Here is a 15096-nt window from a genome sequence, read left to right on the forward strand (position 1 = left end):
CGTCCTCCTTGCCAGGCTGGCACGTCACCGCTGTCTGGCTGCCTGCCTAGCCGAAAAGCGTGGCTAGCGGAAAGCCTGTCGTGGCACCAGCAGTCCACGGAAGGTCTTCTCCTCGAAGTCGCAGCGCTCCCGCCATTCGTCGGCGGAGGCCCGGAAGGCGGCGCCAAAGTCCGGTAGTGCACCGACCTCGTGCCGCACCGCGCCGCAGTCTCCTGACAGGTAGGCGGACTCCACCCGCATGCGCAGGGCTTCGCGGCGGAGCGCTTCCGGCAGTCCTTCCGCCGCAAGGGCTTGTTGCAGGTAGCCCGTGGCCAGCAGGGGCGCGCCCAACTGCTGCAACCGGCGCCCCATGAGGTAGTTGAGGAACGGGTCCGTGGGCACCGCGGCCAGGGCGCGCGCGAGGATCAGCAGCCGCACCTCGTCCTGGCCGGCCCGGAAGTACGCGTCGATGGGGGCCTGGCGCACGGCGTCCTCCATGGCGGCGAGCTTCACCTGGGCGGTGCGCGTCAGCTCCGGCCCGGCGTCCTTCGACAGCACGGTGTCGAGGAAGCGGCGGGCCTCGCCGGGCTGGTCGCGGCGCAGCGCGACGTCCGCCCGCGCCATGGCCACCTCCGCCTCCAGCACGGCCTGGCCCTTCATGCGCTCGCCCACCTCGGCGAGCACGGCGTCCGCGTCCGCGTAGCGCTCCAGTTGGGACAGGGCGACGGCCTCCCCGATGCGGAAGCCAGGCTCTTCGGGCTGGAGCTCGCCGGCGCGGCGGTAGCGCTTCAGCGCGTCCTCGGGGTCACTCGCCAGCGCCTGCCGGGCGGAATCCGACAGTCGCGCCACCTCGCGAGCGCAGGCGCGGGTGAAGAGGCTTCCGGTGCGGAAGCGCGCGAAGGCTCTCGCCACGGAGGCTTCGTCCAGGGGGAGCGCGTCCACGTACTGCTCCCACTCGGTGACGAGCTCTCCCAGGGGGCGGCCGTATGCTGCGTCGAAGTCCGCATGGGCATACACGGCCCGCAGCCGGTCCGCGCCGTAGGTGTCCGCCAGGTAGCGCAGGAACGAGCCCGCCACCGTGTACGCGCGCGCGGGTGCCGACTGGTAGAAGCCCTGCGGCCCCATCAGCTTGCGCATGTCCGGCGCCAGCTTCTGCCGGCGCATGCCCGCCGCCCACTGGTGCAGCGTGAGGTCGCCCTGCACCGGGCCGTCCGCGGCGACGGCGAACCCCTCGATGACGCCCATGAGCGGCCAGATGCCCAGCCGGGTGGTGACGCGGAAGGGACCGCTGCCCGCGGGGGCCGCCATGACATGGGCCAGCTCATGGTGGAGCACGGAGTGGGGGAAGGGCCGGTCCTGGATGTGCAACTCGTGGCGCCAGGGCTTGGCGAACTGGGTGCGGCCGGCGCCCACCAGGCGCTGCTTTTCGTGCTCGTCGCGGTAGAGCCAGACGTGGATGGGCTCGGTGGGGGCCACGCCCAGGAAGTGCCGCGTCTGGGCCCAGCGGAACTCCAGGTCCCTCGCGAATCGGTCCACGTCCTCGCGCGGCTTGCCTTGCCAGTAGTGGAAGACGAAGTGCTCCGTCTCCCGCAGGCCGCCGAGCTCCTGGGTGAGCCACGCATCCGTCATCCGCAGGCCCAGGGCCGGGCCGCGCGCCTCCATGAAGGCGATGGCGGCCAGGGGCAGCACCAGGGCGGCCAGGGTGGCGCGGCGCAGGCCGGCGCGGCGAAGGCGCCCGGTGCCCAGGTCCAGCAGGGCGCAGGTGAGCCCCGCGAACACGGTGACCCACAGCAGCGTCTCCAAGCGGAACCAGCCGAGCGCGGCGGAGACACCCAGGGCCTCGTCGTAGAGGGGCCCGGGCATGTGTCCCAGGAAGTGGTTGAAGGCGAACACCTGGGGCCCGGCGACGATGGGCCACGCGGTGGGCACGGCGGAGAGGAGGATGAGGAGTGCGTACAGCCCCGCGGCCCGGCGGGGGCGTTCGGCGGTGAAGCCGCACAGCACGCCCGCGGAGGCGGCCAGCGCGGCCGAGGGGAGGGTGAGCATCGGATAGAAGCCCACCAGTGCGAATGGGTCACACGCGGTGCGCAGCCAGGCGAACAGGGTGGCTACCAGGAAGGGGGGCACCAGGACGCCGACGTTGAGGAGCAGGGCAGTGCCCAGGGCCCGGCCCACCGCGCCGCTGGGCGTCTGCGGCCGGAGGGCGCCCGGTGGGGTCGGGGTGGTGCCCAGCAGGATGCGACGCTCCTGGGCGGCCGCGGCGATGCCTATCCCCCCTCCGAGCAGGCCGACGGCGATGGAGAGGGCCAGGCTCAGCTCGAAGCCGGGGACGCCAAAGAGGGGGAGCAGGACGAGCGCCGAGCCCCCGCCCGCGAGCAGGAGGACGGTGGCCAGGACGGCAGGGCGACGCAACAGGCCAGAGGCGCGGGTGAGGACTTGCCGCATGGCCTCTCCTATACTCCCGGCCAGCATGTCCGAACAGAAGACAGGTCCAGAGCACCGCCAGAACGGGCGCGCGCCCATCGAGCTGAAGGTCGACTACAAGAAGCTCAACTCGTTCTTCGCGGACTACACGAAGAACATCAGCAAGGGTGGCACGTTCATCAAGACGAAGAAGCCGCTGCCCATCGGCACGCGCTTCCTCTTCAAGCTGACGGTGCCACACCGGGAGGCCCCGTTTGAATTGCTGGGCGAGGTCGTCTGGTCCAAGGCGGACGCGGACGAGCCCGGCATGGGCATCCGTTTCATCTACAGCAGTGAAGCGCAGCGAGTGGAGTTCGAGACGGTGGTGGAGGGGCTGATGTCCGACAGCCTCGGTGGCGAGCTGACGGAGAAGCTGCTCAACAAGCCGCTGCACTCGCACTCATGAAGCACGGCCTTCGGTGGATGGTGGTGGCGGTGCCGCTGCTGGCATCGGCCTGCCAGCAGGAGGCGCAGGGCAGCGCGCCGCGTGCCACGCCGAAGGCCGCTGAGCCCCGTCCGCGCGTCACCGACGTCACCGCCGAGGACTACGTCATGCAGCCGCTTCCGCGTGGACATGTGCGGCTGGAGGATGCCTTCGGCGGAGCGCGCCGGGTGGAGGTGGAGATCGCCGCGACGGCGGGCACGCGTACCCGGGGCATGATGTGGCGCAAGGAGCTGGCGGAGGGGAAGGGCATGCTCTTCCTCTTCCCCCACGAAGAGGTCCAGGGGTTCTGGATGCGCAACACGCTCATCCCGCTGGACATGATCTTCATTACGTCCGACCTGCGCGTGGCGGGCATCGTGTCGCGCGCGGTGCCTCGCTCACTGGAGTCCCGCTCCGTGGGCGTACCCAGCCAGTACGTGCTGGAGGTGCCCGGCGGCTGGACGGAGAAGGTGGGCATCCGCAAGGGCAGTGCTGTCCGCTTCGAGGGCGTGGCGGGCATGGCCATCGAGCCCTAGTTTAATCCTCGGCGGATTGCGCCGCGCCGCGGTTCTGCGCCGGGTGGTTGAGCCCACTAGAGGCTGTCCCTGCTCTCCTATTCGGAAATCCACTCGGAAGGCCGAAAGTTCAGTTCTGCTAATTCAGCACAGGGCGGAGTTGCTGGTCGACTCCATGAATGATCAGCACTGGCCATGCGCCGACATGAGCTGAGCGATGCCGAGTCGATCCGCATCGAGCCCGTCTTGGCTCCAGGACTGGCCCGCCCTCGAAGCGAGGGGGCCGCGACTTCATCAATGCGGTGGTGTCGTGCGTGCAGACCGGGTGCAGTGGCGGGCGCTCCCGGAGCGGTTCGGCAATTGGAAGTCCGTCTACAATCGATTCCGCCGGTGGGCGCGAACTGGGCGCTGGGAGGCCATCTTCAAGGAGCTTCGGCTCGGTGTGGATGAAGGCGGCTCTCTGATTGATGCATCGGTCGTCTGGGCACGTCAGGATGCCGTGGGCGAGAATGGGGGATCCAAAGCAATGCTCTGGGGCGCTCTTGAGAAGGTTTTCAACGAAGGTTCACGCCGTCACAACGACGAACGGTAAACGGCTCCACCTCGCGCCGACACAAGGACAGCAGCGCTAGGCACTGTCTGACGGATGCAGGTGGCGCAGGTAGGTCAAGCTTACCTCTCCATCCTGCACGCCGCAGCCATGGTTCTCTGGCTGCAGTAATCAGGGACATCCCGTAGCTCTACGTCCTTACAGTGCGCTGAAGATGCGCTCCCCTTGTGAGTACCGATTCGCAGGTCCGCCTCACAGAGCGTGTCCGCTTTGAGGATCGACTCCAAGGCAATCTAGGGGATTCAGCTTCATCGTGCATGGAGAGCGGTTTCGCTGGAGTGTGTCAAGATTTCGGACCGTTTGGTTGAAATTATACTAGTGCAACAGAATGACTTCGTGCTCAGTCTTGTTCGTGGGAGGGGAGTCAATGGCAAGTAAAATCTTTGCCATTGGCGTGGCGGTTGTCGTGGAGAACGAGGCCTTGTTCGTTGGGGTTTTTCTGTGTATGTGGTTTGACTTGTCGTGGAGTGGGGAGTGGCTGTTTGATTGGTGTGCTTGTTTGAGGGGAGTTATGGGTATGAGTGCGATTCGGAGTGGATTGGGTTTTGCTGCCATTTTTGGGGTGCTGGTGCTTTTCCCCCTGCCGACGGTTGCTGGTGTCACTTGGCTTGACACGACTGGAACTCAGCGGGCAGGGTCGGGCTACCCGATTTCGAATCGACTGACGACTAATTGGGCCTACGCAAGCAGGGGTGCCGAGGCTCTGTGTGCCCAATGGGGCTATGCTCGAGGGCTTTATACTGGGTCTCAGAATGGCGACATCATGGGGATTGATTGCCTGTCGAGTGATATTGCTCAGTGGTTTGATGTTCCCGGGTCCCAGGTGAGAATGTGGGCCTCGTGGCTTAATGGGCATGTTGCTGTGGACAATCAGGCCTATTTCCTGGCCAGTATCGTTGCTCATTCCATTTGCGCCACTAGTCCTGGTGATTATGGGACGGGTTTTTTCACTGGGTATCAGGATTTTGAGAATGACTTGGTTGGGTTGGTCTGTATCCCACGGGAGTATGTGGGTAGGTTTGGGGCTGATACCGATGACCCGCGCTTCCCTGATCTGGCCAATATTTCCGGGGATATCCGTGGCGCAGCTTGGTGGGCTCTTCGTAGTAGTTCAATTCAAATTTGTCAGTATCGGGGGTATCAGACTGGTGTCCCTGTTTATTTTACGCCGTATCCGAATTCATACACGGTTGTGAATCTCTCGGTCGCTTGTTTTTAGGGCTGGAGTTTGAGGAGTCCAGGACCTTGCAGGGATAAGATGCCTGCTGTTCTGCAGTGCAAGGCCCGCGTACGGTACTGGGAGTTTCAGTGTCTGGCCCCTTGGGGCTGGTTTGGAATGGTGCTGGCTCCCATTTCTGATGGTTCTGGGAACGTTGTTCGGGAGAGATGCCCCTCATGTTGAAAGACTGTGAGGGGAATGGATTTTTTACTTTGCCTTTGTGCAATTGGGAGATTCATCCTTTAAAGGCTTGGTGGCGGTGTCTTAATGGTGTTGGCCTTGCTTTTGATGGAGGCGTGCGTTGGGATTGCTTTTCCATTGAGTCGGGGATTTAAAGATGTCAGGTGCGCTATTCTTGTGAGTGCTTCATCTCAGGAGGTGCGTATGTAGGTACGTCATTTTGCCGGAGGGATGGCGCTGATCGCGGGACTGCTGACGGGCTGTGGCGGCATGGAGCAGGTGGACGCCGAGCTGTCCCTGGACACGCAGGAGGAAGCGCTCGCCGGGTGTGCGCTTCAATTCTGGTACGAGTTCTATTCGGACAGCGAATGCGCGAACCTGGTTGGGCGGTCGGGCTGCGCCTGCGTCGGTGCCCGCGTGAATTGGGGCAACAAGTCGGACCACCGCGTCGTGCACATCGCGCGGCAGCCGTGCCCGTCATCAGGCCGGCGTGCGCCGTTCCAGCAACTCCGTGATGCGGCGAATGAGTTGCTGCATGGTGACGGTACCCAGGAATCGCTTCTGGGCATCCGTGACGACCACCGGGTCATAGAGCGCCTCGGGCGCGCGCTCCATGGCGAGCCGCGCCAGGGTGGTGAGCGCCATCCGGTCTTCGACGATGAGCGGAGCCACCTGCGCCGCGCCCTTCGTGGCCGTCGCGCGCCGCAACACCAGCGCCTCCAGCCGTTCGCCATGCAGCACGGCGACGTGGTCCACGTCGGCCTTCTGCTGGAACAGCCGCTCCAACTCCTCGGGCGTCACGGGCCGCTCCACGCAGTTGCGGCGGATGACGATGCTGCCCACCGTCTCGTCGTCCTCGTCCTCGCGGAAGTCGAGCGCGCGCATGGCCTCATGGCGCCGCGCCTCGAACTCGACGCTGGGAAGCACGGGGACGGGAGCGGGGCGGGCCACCAGGTAGCCCTGCGCGTGCCGGATGCCCAGGCGGAGCAGCACGGCCAGCTCGTTCCACGTCTCCACGCCTTCCGCAATCAGCGTCGCGTTGACGCTGGCCGCGAAGGACACCAGCGACTTCACCAGGTGCTGCTGGTAGCTGTGCCGGTGGATGTCCCGCACCAGCGCCTGGTCCAGCTTGATGAACTGCGGCGCGCTGTTCACCAGCGTCACCAGTCCGGAGTGCCCCGCGCCGAAGTCATCCAGCGCGATGCCGAAGCCCAGCGCCGAGCACTGCCGCGTCAGCCGTTGCAGCAGCGCGTTGTCCTCGAACGCCGCCTTCTCCGTGATTTCGAGCACCAGGTTCTTCGGGTTCAGCCCATAGCGCGCGAGCAGCTCCTCCGTGGAGCCATCCCCGAAGCGCGGGTCGCTCAGCACGTCCGGGCTGACGTTGAAGAAGAAGGGCGCGCTGCGTTGCGCCTCCGGCAGCGTGGAGATGCAGCGCAGCGCGGACGTCCAGCACGCGCGCTCCAGCTCCCACGTGTAGCCTTCCAATCGCGCCTGCGTGAAGAGAATGTGCGGCTCGCGGAACTCGCCGGGGCCTCGCGAAAGCACTTCGTGCCCGATGACCTCGCCACGCAGCAAGTCCACGATGGGCTGAAACACCGAGGTGACGCTCGGCTCGTCACCTTTCCACAGCCAGGCGGGCGCTGGTGCGGAGGAGAGGGGCAGGCTCATGTGTGGAAATTGTAGCCGAACCCACCGCAGGCTCCATGCCCTCCCCGAAAGAAGCTGCAAGGCCGCATGTCACGGGGGCATTGCACCCGGGCCGGAGCCCCGGCGCTCAAGACTCGCCGACCCTCAGCTGCCCGCTTGCCAGGCCTGACGCCGGGTTTTCCTCGCCCTCGGCCTGTCTGACTTCCAGCGGAGGCGAGTGCATGGAAGTCCCCTGAATCATTGGAAATACGTCCTCCATGGACTGGGCTTCCTCCCACTGGAGGGAGGAGAGGGCCCGGAAGCGGCGCGCCAGGGCGGACAGCTCCGCGGCCTTGAGCTGGGCCTGGCCGCTGCGCAGTGACAGGAGGGCCACGCGGGCCCGTTCCAGTTGGGCCACCTCTGCCCTCAGGCGCGCGAGGATGCGCTCGCGCCGTTGTTTCAGGGTGCCCAGCCGCTCCACCTCCTCACCCAGGGAGGCCGCGGCGAGCTCGAGTTGGCGTCTCGCGATGGCGTCCGTGCTGGCGCGGGCGCTGCGCTCCAGGTCTTCGCGCTCGGCCTGGAGGTCCGCTTGCGCGCGCTCCTCGATTTGGGCCTCCACCCCCGCCCATTCAGACGCGAGCTCCGCGGCGTCGCGCGTCATCTTCCCCAGGGTGCGCGCCAGCTCCTCGCGCGCGGGCTCGCGAGGGAGCATCGCCAGGGACTGTCCGCATTGCCGGTACAGGTTCAACGCCCGCTCGGTCAGCGTGCGGAAGTCACCGGCGAGCTGCGGCAACAACGCCTCCACGCGCGCCTCCACCGGGTCCGCTGTCAGCGCCAGGTGCGCGGCCACCGCGCTCAATCCCACGAAGAGGCCCAGGATGCCGCCCGCCACCCCCGCGCCCAGGAGCGCCGGCGTGGCCAGGTCCGCCAGTCGCGCGGAGAAGACGCGGGACACCTCCATGCCGCCCAGCGTCAAGCCCGCGCACAGCGCCGCGCCCAGTCCGAAGTGGAAGAGGGTGGGGCGCGCTTCCGCCACCTGGCCATTCTCTCCGCGCTCACTGAGTCGGGAGCGCACCAGCAGCGCTCCCGCCGCCGCCGCGCTGAGCGCCACCGTCCATCCCGGGGCCATGCCCAGGGCATAGGGCAGCGCGGTGAGGAGTACTCCCAGACCCCCGAGCAGCACGCGGTCCCACTTGTCGCCTCGTGCACACCCGAGCACGACGGCGGCGGGGACGAGCCACGCCAGCGGCAGGGGCACCCCGACGCGTGTCATGGCCAGATGCAACACGCCGGCCCCGGCCCCGGCCGTGAGCGCGCGCGTCACGGTCTGCTCGAAGGCCTCGCGATGATGGAGCTGCAATAGAGTGGCGTTCATCGACTCCCCACGGATGTAGGCCGGGCAGGAACTGTTCCTTTCACGCATGGGTGGCGAAAAAGGTCTGCCGATGAAGAGCCCCGTCGTTCCCGAGACGATGCGCGCGCTGGTCCTCACCGCCTATGACGGACGGCCGGAGTCCCTGCGCGTGGAATCCCGGCCGGTGCCTCGGCCCACCACGGGCCAGGTCCTGGTGCGCGTGGCGGCGGCACCCATCAACCCGGCGGACCTGATGTTCGTGCGGGGGCAGTACGGCATCCGCAAGCCGCTGCCCGTGGTGCCGGGCCTGGAGGCCAGCGGGACGGTGGTGGCCTCGGGCGGCGTCGCGGGCCGGCTCCTGGTGGGGCGCCGCGTGGCGTGTGTGGCGCCCGGCGAGGGGGACGGCTTATGGGCGGAGTATGCGGCGGTGCCCTTGGGGCAGTGTCTGCCGCTGCGGGGCCAGGTCTCCGACGAGCAGGGCGCCAGCCTCTTCATCAATCCCTTCACCGCGTGGGTGTTGATGGAGCGTGCGAAGGAGGGTGGCCATGCCGCGCTGGCGCAGACGGCCGCCGCGGGCACCATGGGACGGATGTTGGTGGCGCTCGCGAAGCGCCGGGGCGTGGCCATGGTGAACGTGGTGCGGCGCCCGGAGCAGGTGGCCCTGCTTCAGGGCCTGGGCGCGGAGTTTGTGCTGAGCACCCACGAGCCCGAATTCGAGGAGCGGCTGCACCGCGTATGTCACGCGCTGAAGGTGTCGCTCGCCTTCGACCCGGTGGGCGGACGGCTCACCGGGCAGCTGCTCCACGCGCTGCCGGAGGGCGGCACCGTCATCGTGTATGGCTCGCTCTCCGAACAGGAGTGCCGTATCGCGCCTGGCGACCTCATCTTCGGGCGCAAGCGGGTGGAGGGCTTCTGGCTGTCGGAGTGGCACCGCCAGGGCTTTGGCGCCGCGCAAGTCAAGGCGCTGATGGGCGTGCCGTCGCTGGTGGGGCAGACGCTGGAGACGCCCGTGCGCGCCCGGCTCCCGCTGGAGTCAGCGGGCGAGGCGGTGCGCATCGCCTCCGCGGACATGACGTCTGGCAAGGTGCTCTTCGTTCCCGCGCAGGGACAGGCACCGGGCGAATCCCCGTGAGCCGGGCTCAGGCCTTGTCGCGGGAGATGGGGCCCGTCTTCGCCTTCGTCACGCGCAGGTAGTCCGCGGGGGCGAGCACGAGCTGCGTGCCACGCACGCCCGCGGACACGGCGATGGCGTCGAACAGCTCCATCGTCTCGTCGACGTACACGGGATAGTCCTTCTTGCCGCCGATGGCCGTGCAGCCGCCCCGGATGAAGCCGGTGAGCGGCTGGAGCTCCTTGAGCGGCACGGTGTCCACCTTGCGGTCTCCGCTGAGCCGGGCCAGCGCCTTCAGGTCCAGCTCCGCGTTGCCGGGCACCACCGCCATCAACACGCCGGTGCGGTCGCCGCGCGCCACCAGCGTCTTGAAGACCTGCTCGGCGGGCATGCCCACCTTGGCCGCCACCGACTCCGCGGACAAATCCTCCAGGTCCACGTCGTAGTCGCGCAGCGCGTACTTCACGCCGAGCGAGTCCAGGAGCCGGGCGCTGTTCGTCTTCACGGCCTCACATCCCCAGCGCGGTGGCGGCGGCCTGCACGCGGGCGAGCGCGTCCTCGGGCGAGCTGCCCACCGCGGACAGGTGCCCCATCTTCCGGCCCTTGCGCGCCTCCCGCTTGCCGTACAGGTGCAGGCGGACGCCGGGCATGGCCAGCACCTCCTGGAAGCGAGGGCCGCCGTCCTTCAGCCACAAGTCGCCCAGCAGGTTGACGATGGCCGCTGGACGCACCACCTCCACGGAGCCCAGCGGCAGGTTGCACACCGCGCGCACCGCCTGCTCGAACTGCGAGGTGAGGCACGCCACCTCGGTGGAGTGGAAGCTGTTGTGCGGGCGCGGCGCCAGCTCGTTGACCAGCACGCTGCCGTCCTTCAGCAGGAACAGCTCGATGACGAGCAGGCCTTCGACCTGGAGCGACTCGGTGACGCCGCGCGCCAGCTCCGTGGCCTTGTTCAGCACCGCGGGCGGCAGCGGCCCCGGCAGCAGCGACCAGGCGAGGATGCGCTCCTCGTGGTGATTGAAGGCTGGCGGATACACCGCCACTTCTCCATGGGGGCTGCGGGCCACCAGCACGGACAGCTCGGACTGGAGCGCCAGCGCGGCCTCCACCACCACGGAGCGCTCACCCAGCTCGCGCCACGCCTGGGCGGCCTCGGCCGCGGAGGTCACCTCCACCTGCCCGCGTCCGTCGTAGCCGCCCTCGCTGGACTTCACGAAGCAGCGTCCCCCCAGCGCCTGGATGGCCTCGGCCAGCTCCACGGCGGAGTGCGCCTCGCGCCACGGGCCCAGGGGAAAGCCGCCCTTGGCGAGCCAGCCCTTCTGCCGGCCCCGGTGCTGAATCACGCGGAGCACGTCCGCGCCCGGGCGCATGGGGGTGTGCCGCGCGACCGCTTCCAGCGTGGGGAGGGGAATCTTCTCGATTTCGAGCGTCACGGTGTCGCACGCGCGCGCCAGCGCCTCCGCGGCCGCCGTGTCACCGAAGGACGCGGTGACACACCGGTCCACCACGGAGTGGGCCGGGCAGTCCGCGTCCGGGTCCAACGCCTGGACCTGGAAGCCCAGCGTGCGCGCGGCCAGGGCCATCATCCGCCCCAACTGGCCGCCGCCGAGCATGCCAATCGTGCCGCCGGGCAGCACCACGCGGGGGCTCATGACAGCTCCCGGTGCGCCAGCACTTCGTCCGTACGCGCCTTGCGCCAGGCCGCGAGCCGCTCGCGCAGCTCCGGGTACTTGAGGCAGAGGATGGCCGCGGCGTGCAGGGCGGCGTTGGCGGCGCCCGGCTTGCCAATGGCCTGCGTTCCCACCGGCACGCCCTTGGGCATCTGGACGATGGACAGCAGCGCGTCCAGGCCGCTGAGCAGCGTGGTGGGCATGGGCACGCCAATGACGGGCAGCAGCGTCTTGCTCGACACCATGCCCGGCAGGTGCGCCGCGCCGCCCGCCGCGGCGATGATGACGGACAGCCCCCGCGACTCCGCGGTGGACGCGTACTCCATCATCCAGTCCGGGGTGCGGTGGGCGGACACCACGCGCACCTCGTGCGGGATGCCCAGTTCCTTGAGGATGTCGACCGCGGGCTGCAGGTGCTCCAGGTCGCTCCTACCGCCCATGATGACCCCGACCCACGGGGTGACCGTGCTCGCCATTGGTGTGCGCGCCTCCGTGCGCTGTCCCGCCGAAACCAGGAGGAACGCGGAGATAGGGCGGGGTGATTCCGCGGGTCAACACGGAAAGGCGCGGGTGACGAGGATGACACGCCGGCCTTCCCGTATTCCCGGTGCGCACTCGCACACAGGGTGGGGCAGGGGGCGCAAGCCCCTGCCCGCCACCCAGGGCGGCTAGGCCGCGGAGACGCTGCGGTCGCTGCCCTCGCGGTAGAGGGCTTCGATGGCGTCGTTGTAGCGGGCCACGACGTTGCGGCGCTTCACGCTCATCTTGGGGGTGAGCATGTCGTTGGCGACGGTGAAGTCCTCGCTGATGAGCAGGAAGCGCTGCGGGCGCTCGTAGCCCTTCACGTCGCGGGTGAACTCATTCATCTGCTCGCGGTAGAGCTGGAGCACCTCGGGACGCTTGAGCAGCTCCGGCATGGACGTCGTGTCCAGGCCCTTCTCCGTGGCCCACTTCTTCAGCGTGTCCACGTCCACGACGATGATGGCCACGTTGTACGGCTTGTTCATGCCGTGGACCAACGCGTTGGCGATGTAGGTGGAGAGCGTCAGCGACTGCTCGATGGGGCTGGGCACCACGTACTTGCCGTTCTCCAGCTTGTACTGCTCCTTGATGCGGCCGGTGATGTAGAGGTAGCCGTCCGGATCCAGGTAGCCCATGTCACCGGTGCGGAAGCCGCCGTTCCCGGTGAACACCTTCTCGTTCTCCTCGGGCTTGTTGTAGTAGCCCATCATCACGTTGTGCCCGTGGACGACGATTTCGCCCTGCGTCGCCTCGCCGGTGGCCGCCGTGTCGATCTCCACGCGAACCCCGGGCAGCGCCTTGCCCACCGAGCCGATCTTCCGGTTGTTGGGGAAGTTGGCCGTGGCGATGGGCGACGTCTCCGTGAGGCCGTAGCCCTCGTAGACGGTGATGCCGAGGTTGTCGATGAACTCCGCCACCTCCTTGGAGATGGCCGACCCACCGGAGAAGGCGTACTTCAGCCGCCCGCCGAAGCGCGCGCGGACCTTGGAGAAGACCACCTTGTCGAAGAAGGCGTGCTGCAGGTCCAGCAGGCCGCTCGACTTGCCCTCCTCCGCGAGCGCGCGCCGCTGGGCCGCCACCGCGAGGCCGCGGTGGAACATGAACCGCGTCACCGCCTTCTCGCCGGCCATGCGCTTCTGCAGGCCGTCGTAGATGCGGTTGAAGATGCGCGGCACGCTGAACAGCAGCGTGGGCTTCACCTCGGAGAGGTTGTCGATGATCTTCTCCACCGCCTCCGCGATGGCCATGGACGCGCCCATGGACAGCAGCGCGTGCAGCTCCACCGTCTGGCCGAAGACGTGCGCCCAGGGCAGGAAGGCCAGGGAGCGGTCCTCCGTCCCCATGGGGAACACCTCGTGCATCGCCGACACGTTGCGGGCGATGTTCGAGTGGCTGAGCATCACGCCCTTGGGCTGTCCCGTGGTGCCCGACGTGTAGATGAGGCCGGCCAGGTCCGTCGGCTTGGGGCTCACCAGGGGCGTGGGCGTCTCGGCGCCCCGCCGCAGCAGCGTCGCGAAGCTGTCCGTGTCGCTGGTGGTGCCGCTGAAGCGGATGATGTGCTCCAGGTTCGGCAGCTCCGCGCGTACGGCCTGGATGCGCTGCGCGATGTCATCCGTGGCACAGAAAACGACCTTGGAGCCGCTGTCGTTGATGATGAACTGCAGTTCCTTCACCTGCTGCGATTCGTACATCGGGACGTAGGCGCCGCCGAGCGTGTACGTGGCGTACGCGCCCACCGCCCACTCCAGGCGGTTGTTGGAGATGACGGCCACGCGGTCGCCCGCGCCCACGCCCAACTGCGCGAGCCCTCCTCGCAGGTCGTCGACCATCTCTCCGAAGCGAGAGTAGGTCGTCCAGACCCACTGGCCGTTCTTCTTCTCTCCGAAGAGGTCACGGCTGCCGAAGGTGGAGGTGCTGCGCTTGAAGATGTCGATGAGGGTCTGGAACTGCGGGAGCTGCATGAGGGGGGCTCCACTCGGAAACAGGTTGGTTTGAGGTGCCGCAGCTTAAGGCTGAACGCATCCTGTGTGGGCCCATTCCTGAAACTTCACGCCCCACCTGCACACAATCGTGAACACGACGCAGTGCGGCGGGGCGTCCGGGTGAGGTGCGGGACGACTCTCAGTACGTGGAGCCGAGCTTGCCGAAGCTCTTGAGCGCCTTCACCTTGCTCTTCTTCACGAGCGAGCGCCGGGCCTCTTCGCCCTCCGCGCTGTCGTACTCGTCCATCACCGCCCGCTGTTCGGCCTGGTCCGCCGCCACCGCGGCGCTGCCGGACACCGCGCTGGCTTCGTCGAAGAGCGCCTGGTTGCGTTGCAGGTAGAGCTTCGCCTCGTCCTTGCGGCCCTCGCTCAGGGCCTCGGCCGCCTTCTGCATGTTGACGGCGCTGCGCGCCCGGGCGGCGTAGACGGTGGCCTCGCGGTCCTGGCGGGCGAGCACCTCCTCATGCCGGTTGGTCACCACCGCGGACAGCGAGGCTTCGTTGGCCACCTCCGCGTCGCGGATGAGGTCCGTGTACGCCAGCTTCAGGTCCAATACGCGCGCCGTCCGCCCCACCGAGTCCCCGGTGACGTTGAGCCGCACCACCACGCGCTCCAACTGGCCCGCGGAGAAGTCGGGCAGCGACACGTGCACCTGATTGCCGGACTGGCTGGCGCGGTAGCCCAGCACCTCGCCCAGGGACGTGCCGGGGGGCAGGGTGAAGGTCATCGTCACGCCGCGCGCCACCGTCGTCCCGGCCTGCTGCAGGTCCTTCTGGAAGAGGGTGGAGAGCTGGGCGGCGTCCTCCAGGAAGCCGTAGGCGCCGGCGCCGTACTCGGCGAAGGCCTGCATCAGGTCCTCGTTGAAGTCGGTGCCCACGCCAATGGCGCTCAGGGTGATGCCGGTGGCGCGCAGCTCCCGCGCCATCCGCGTCAGCTCCTCGTCGGCGGTGAGGCCCTCGGTGGGCTGGCCGTCGCTCATGAGGATGAGGCGGTTGACGCCGTAGGTCCGCTGCGCGGTGGACAGCTGATAGCGCCCGGCGGACAGGCCCGCGCCGATGTTGGTGCCGCCTTCGTCCCAGATGCCGTCCACGTACTGGAACATCCGCTCGCGGTTGGCGGCCGTGGCCTCCAGGGACGGCAGGCTCTTCACGTCCGAGCCGTAGTGGATGATGGCCAGCCGGTCCTGGTCATTCAGCAGCCCGATGAGGTGCCGCGCCGCCTGCTTGGCCTGGGCCAGCTTGTAGCCGCTCATGGAGCCCGAGCGGTCGATGACGAGCGCCAGATTGACAGGGCTTCGCTGTGCCCCCGGCACCTGCGCGCCCGACAGGTCGAAGGTGGCGAACACCTCGGAGGTGCCCGCGGGGACGTACGGATGAGACAGCCGGCTCGTCAGCGTCAGCGAGCCCACCGTGGCGGGCACGACGGGCGGCGGGGGCGGGAC

Annotated in this window: 13 protein-coding genes; 5 read left to right on the top strand and 8 right to left on the bottom strand. The window is 67.9% G+C overall.

Going from position 1 to position 15096, the window contains the following annotated elements; translation table 11 throughout:
• Positions 1–63 precede the first annotated feature (63 nt).
• Entirely contained in the window at positions 64–2424 is a 2361-nt protein-coding gene (locus tag HNV26_RS14065) for a gluzincin family metallopeptidase (protein WP_171442525.1), read from the bottom strand.
• 25 nt (positions 2425–2449) lie between these two features.
• Between HNV26_RS14065 and plpQ the strand changes: the two genes are divergently transcribed.
• From plpQ to HNV26_RS14085, 4 genes are all read left to right on the top strand, one after another.
• Positions 2450–2848: a motility regulator PlpA gene (gene plpQ / locus HNV26_RS14070; protein WP_002639025.1), complete on the top strand. Its 399-nt coding sequence runs from the start codon at positions 2450–2452 to the stop codon at positions 2846–2848.
• Between the two features lie 17 nt (positions 2849–2865).
• The gene (locus HNV26_RS14075) at positions 2866–3402 is read left to right on the top strand and encodes a DUF192 domain-containing protein (protein ID WP_171442554.1); all 537 of its coding nucleotides are present in this window, start codon (positions 2866–2868) and stop codon (positions 3400–3402) included.
• A gap of 196 nt (positions 3403–3598) precedes the next feature.
• Positions 3599–3973 carry a transposase gene (locus HNV26_RS39270; RefSeq protein ID WP_366816866.1) on the top strand — a complete coding sequence of 125 codons (375 nt, stop codon included), beginning with the start codon at positions 3599–3601 and terminating at the stop codon, positions 3971–3973.
• A gap of 385 nt (positions 3974–4358) precedes the next feature.
• Positions 4359–5210 (top strand): hypothetical protein, encoded by an 852-nt coding sequence (locus HNV26_RS14085; protein WP_171442523.1) that lies wholly within the window; start codon positions 4359–4361, stop codon positions 5208–5210.
• Positions 5211–5870: 660 nt separating this feature from the next.
• On the opposite strand, the gene HNV26_RS14090 is transcribed toward HNV26_RS14085, so the two are convergent.
• Both HNV26_RS14090 and HNV26_RS14095 read right to left on the bottom strand, forming a co-directional pair.
• Positions 5871–7058: an EAL domain-containing protein gene (locus HNV26_RS14090; RefSeq protein WP_253816551.1), complete on the bottom strand. Its 1188-nt coding sequence runs from the start codon at positions 7056–7058 to the stop codon at positions 5871–5873.
• Between the two features lie 106 nt (positions 7059–7164).
• Entirely contained in the window at positions 7165–8391 is a 1227-nt protein-coding gene (locus HNV26_RS14095; protein ID WP_253816552.1) for a hypothetical protein, read from the bottom strand.
• 70 nt (positions 8392–8461) lie between these two features.
• Here HNV26_RS14095 and HNV26_RS14100 point away from each other — a divergent pair, with 70 nt between their 5' ends.
• The gene (locus HNV26_RS14100) at positions 8462–9502 is read left to right on the top strand and encodes a zinc-binding dehydrogenase (protein WP_253816553.1); all 1041 of its coding nucleotides are present in this window, start codon (positions 8462–8464) and stop codon (positions 9500–9502) included.
• A 7-nt stretch (positions 9503–9509) separates the two neighbouring features.
• Here HNV26_RS14100 and ybaK read toward each other — a convergent pair whose 3' ends face one another.
• The 5 genes from ybaK to HNV26_RS14125 form a co-directional block, all read right to left on the bottom strand.
• Entirely contained in the window at positions 9510–9986 is a 477-nt protein-coding gene (gene ybaK, locus HNV26_RS14105) for a Cys-tRNA(Pro) deacylase (protein ID WP_011552603.1), read from the bottom strand.
• 4 nt (positions 9987–9990) lie between these two features.
• The gene (gene purK / locus HNV26_RS14110) at positions 9991–11133 is read right to left on the bottom strand and encodes a 5-(carboxyamino)imidazole ribonucleotide synthase (protein ID WP_171442520.1); all 1143 of its coding nucleotides are present in this window, start codon (positions 11131–11133) and stop codon (positions 9991–9993) included.
• Complete coding sequence (gene purE, locus HNV26_RS14115) at positions 11130–11627, bottom strand: 5-(carboxyamino)imidazole ribonucleotide mutase (RefSeq protein ID WP_011552605.1); 498 nt, start codon at positions 11625–11627, stop codon at positions 11130–11132. The genes purK and purE overlap by 4 nt, the downstream gene beginning before the upstream one ends.
• 192 nt (positions 11628–11819) lie before the next feature.
• A complete protein-coding gene (locus tag HNV26_RS14120) occupies positions 11820–13634 on the bottom strand; it encodes an AMP-dependent synthetase/ligase (RefSeq protein ID WP_171442519.1) in 1815 nt (604 codons plus the stop codon).
• A 160-nt stretch (positions 13635–13794) separates the two neighbouring features.
• Positions 13795–15096 (bottom strand): vWA domain-containing protein (locus tag HNV26_RS14125; RefSeq protein ID WP_171442518.1); only part of this gene is annotated, 1302 nt, incomplete at its 5' end.

The sequence above is a fragment of the Myxococcus xanthus genome (genome assembly GCF_013116825.1).
Taxonomy (GTDB): Bacteria; Myxococcota; Myxococcia; order Myxococcales; family Myxococcaceae; genus Myxococcus; species Myxococcus xanthus_B.

Bases quoted from the DNA above. Each gene is read 5' to 3' on its own strand.
- HNV26_RS14065 (WP_171442525.1), bottom strand. From the start codon at position 2,424: ATGCGGCAAGTCCTCACCCGCGCCTCTGGCCTGTTGCGTCGCCCTGCC.
- plpQ (WP_002639025.1), top strand. From the start codon at position 2,450: ATGTCCGAACAGAAGACAGGTCCAGAGCACCGCCAGAACGGGCGCGCG.
- HNV26_RS14075 (WP_171442554.1), top strand. From the start codon at position 2,866: ATGGTGGTGGCGGTGCCGCTGCTGGCATCGGCCTGCCAGCAGGAGGCG.
- HNV26_RS39270 (WP_366816866.1), top strand. From the start codon at position 3,599: ATGCCGAGTCGATCCGCATCGAGCCCGTCTTGGCTCCAGGACTGGCCC.
- HNV26_RS14085 (WP_171442523.1), top strand. From the start codon at position 4,359: ATGGCAAGTAAAATCTTTGCCATTGGCGTGGCGGTTGTCGTGGAGAAC.
- HNV26_RS14090 (WP_253816551.1), bottom strand. From the start codon at position 7,058: ATGAGCCTGCCCCTCTCCTCCGCACCAGCGCCCGCCTGGCTGTGGAAA.
- HNV26_RS14095 (WP_253816552.1), bottom strand. From the start codon at position 8,391: ATGAACGCCACTCTATTGCAGCTCCATCATCGCGAGGCCTTCGAGCAG.
- HNV26_RS14100 (WP_253816553.1), top strand. From the start codon at position 8,462: ATGAAGAGCCCCGTCGTTCCCGAGACGATGCGCGCGCTGGTCCTCACC.
- purK (WP_171442520.1), bottom strand. From the start codon at position 11,133: ATGAGCCCCCGCGTGGTGCTGCCCGGCGGCACGATTGGCATGCTCGGC.
- purE (WP_011552605.1), bottom strand. From the start codon at position 11,627: ATGGCGAGCACGGTCACCCCGTGGGTCGGGGTCATCATGGGCGGTAGG.
- HNV26_RS14120 (WP_171442519.1), bottom strand. From the start codon at position 13,634: ATGCAGCTCCCGCAGTTCCAGACCCTCATCGACATCTTCAAGCGCAGC.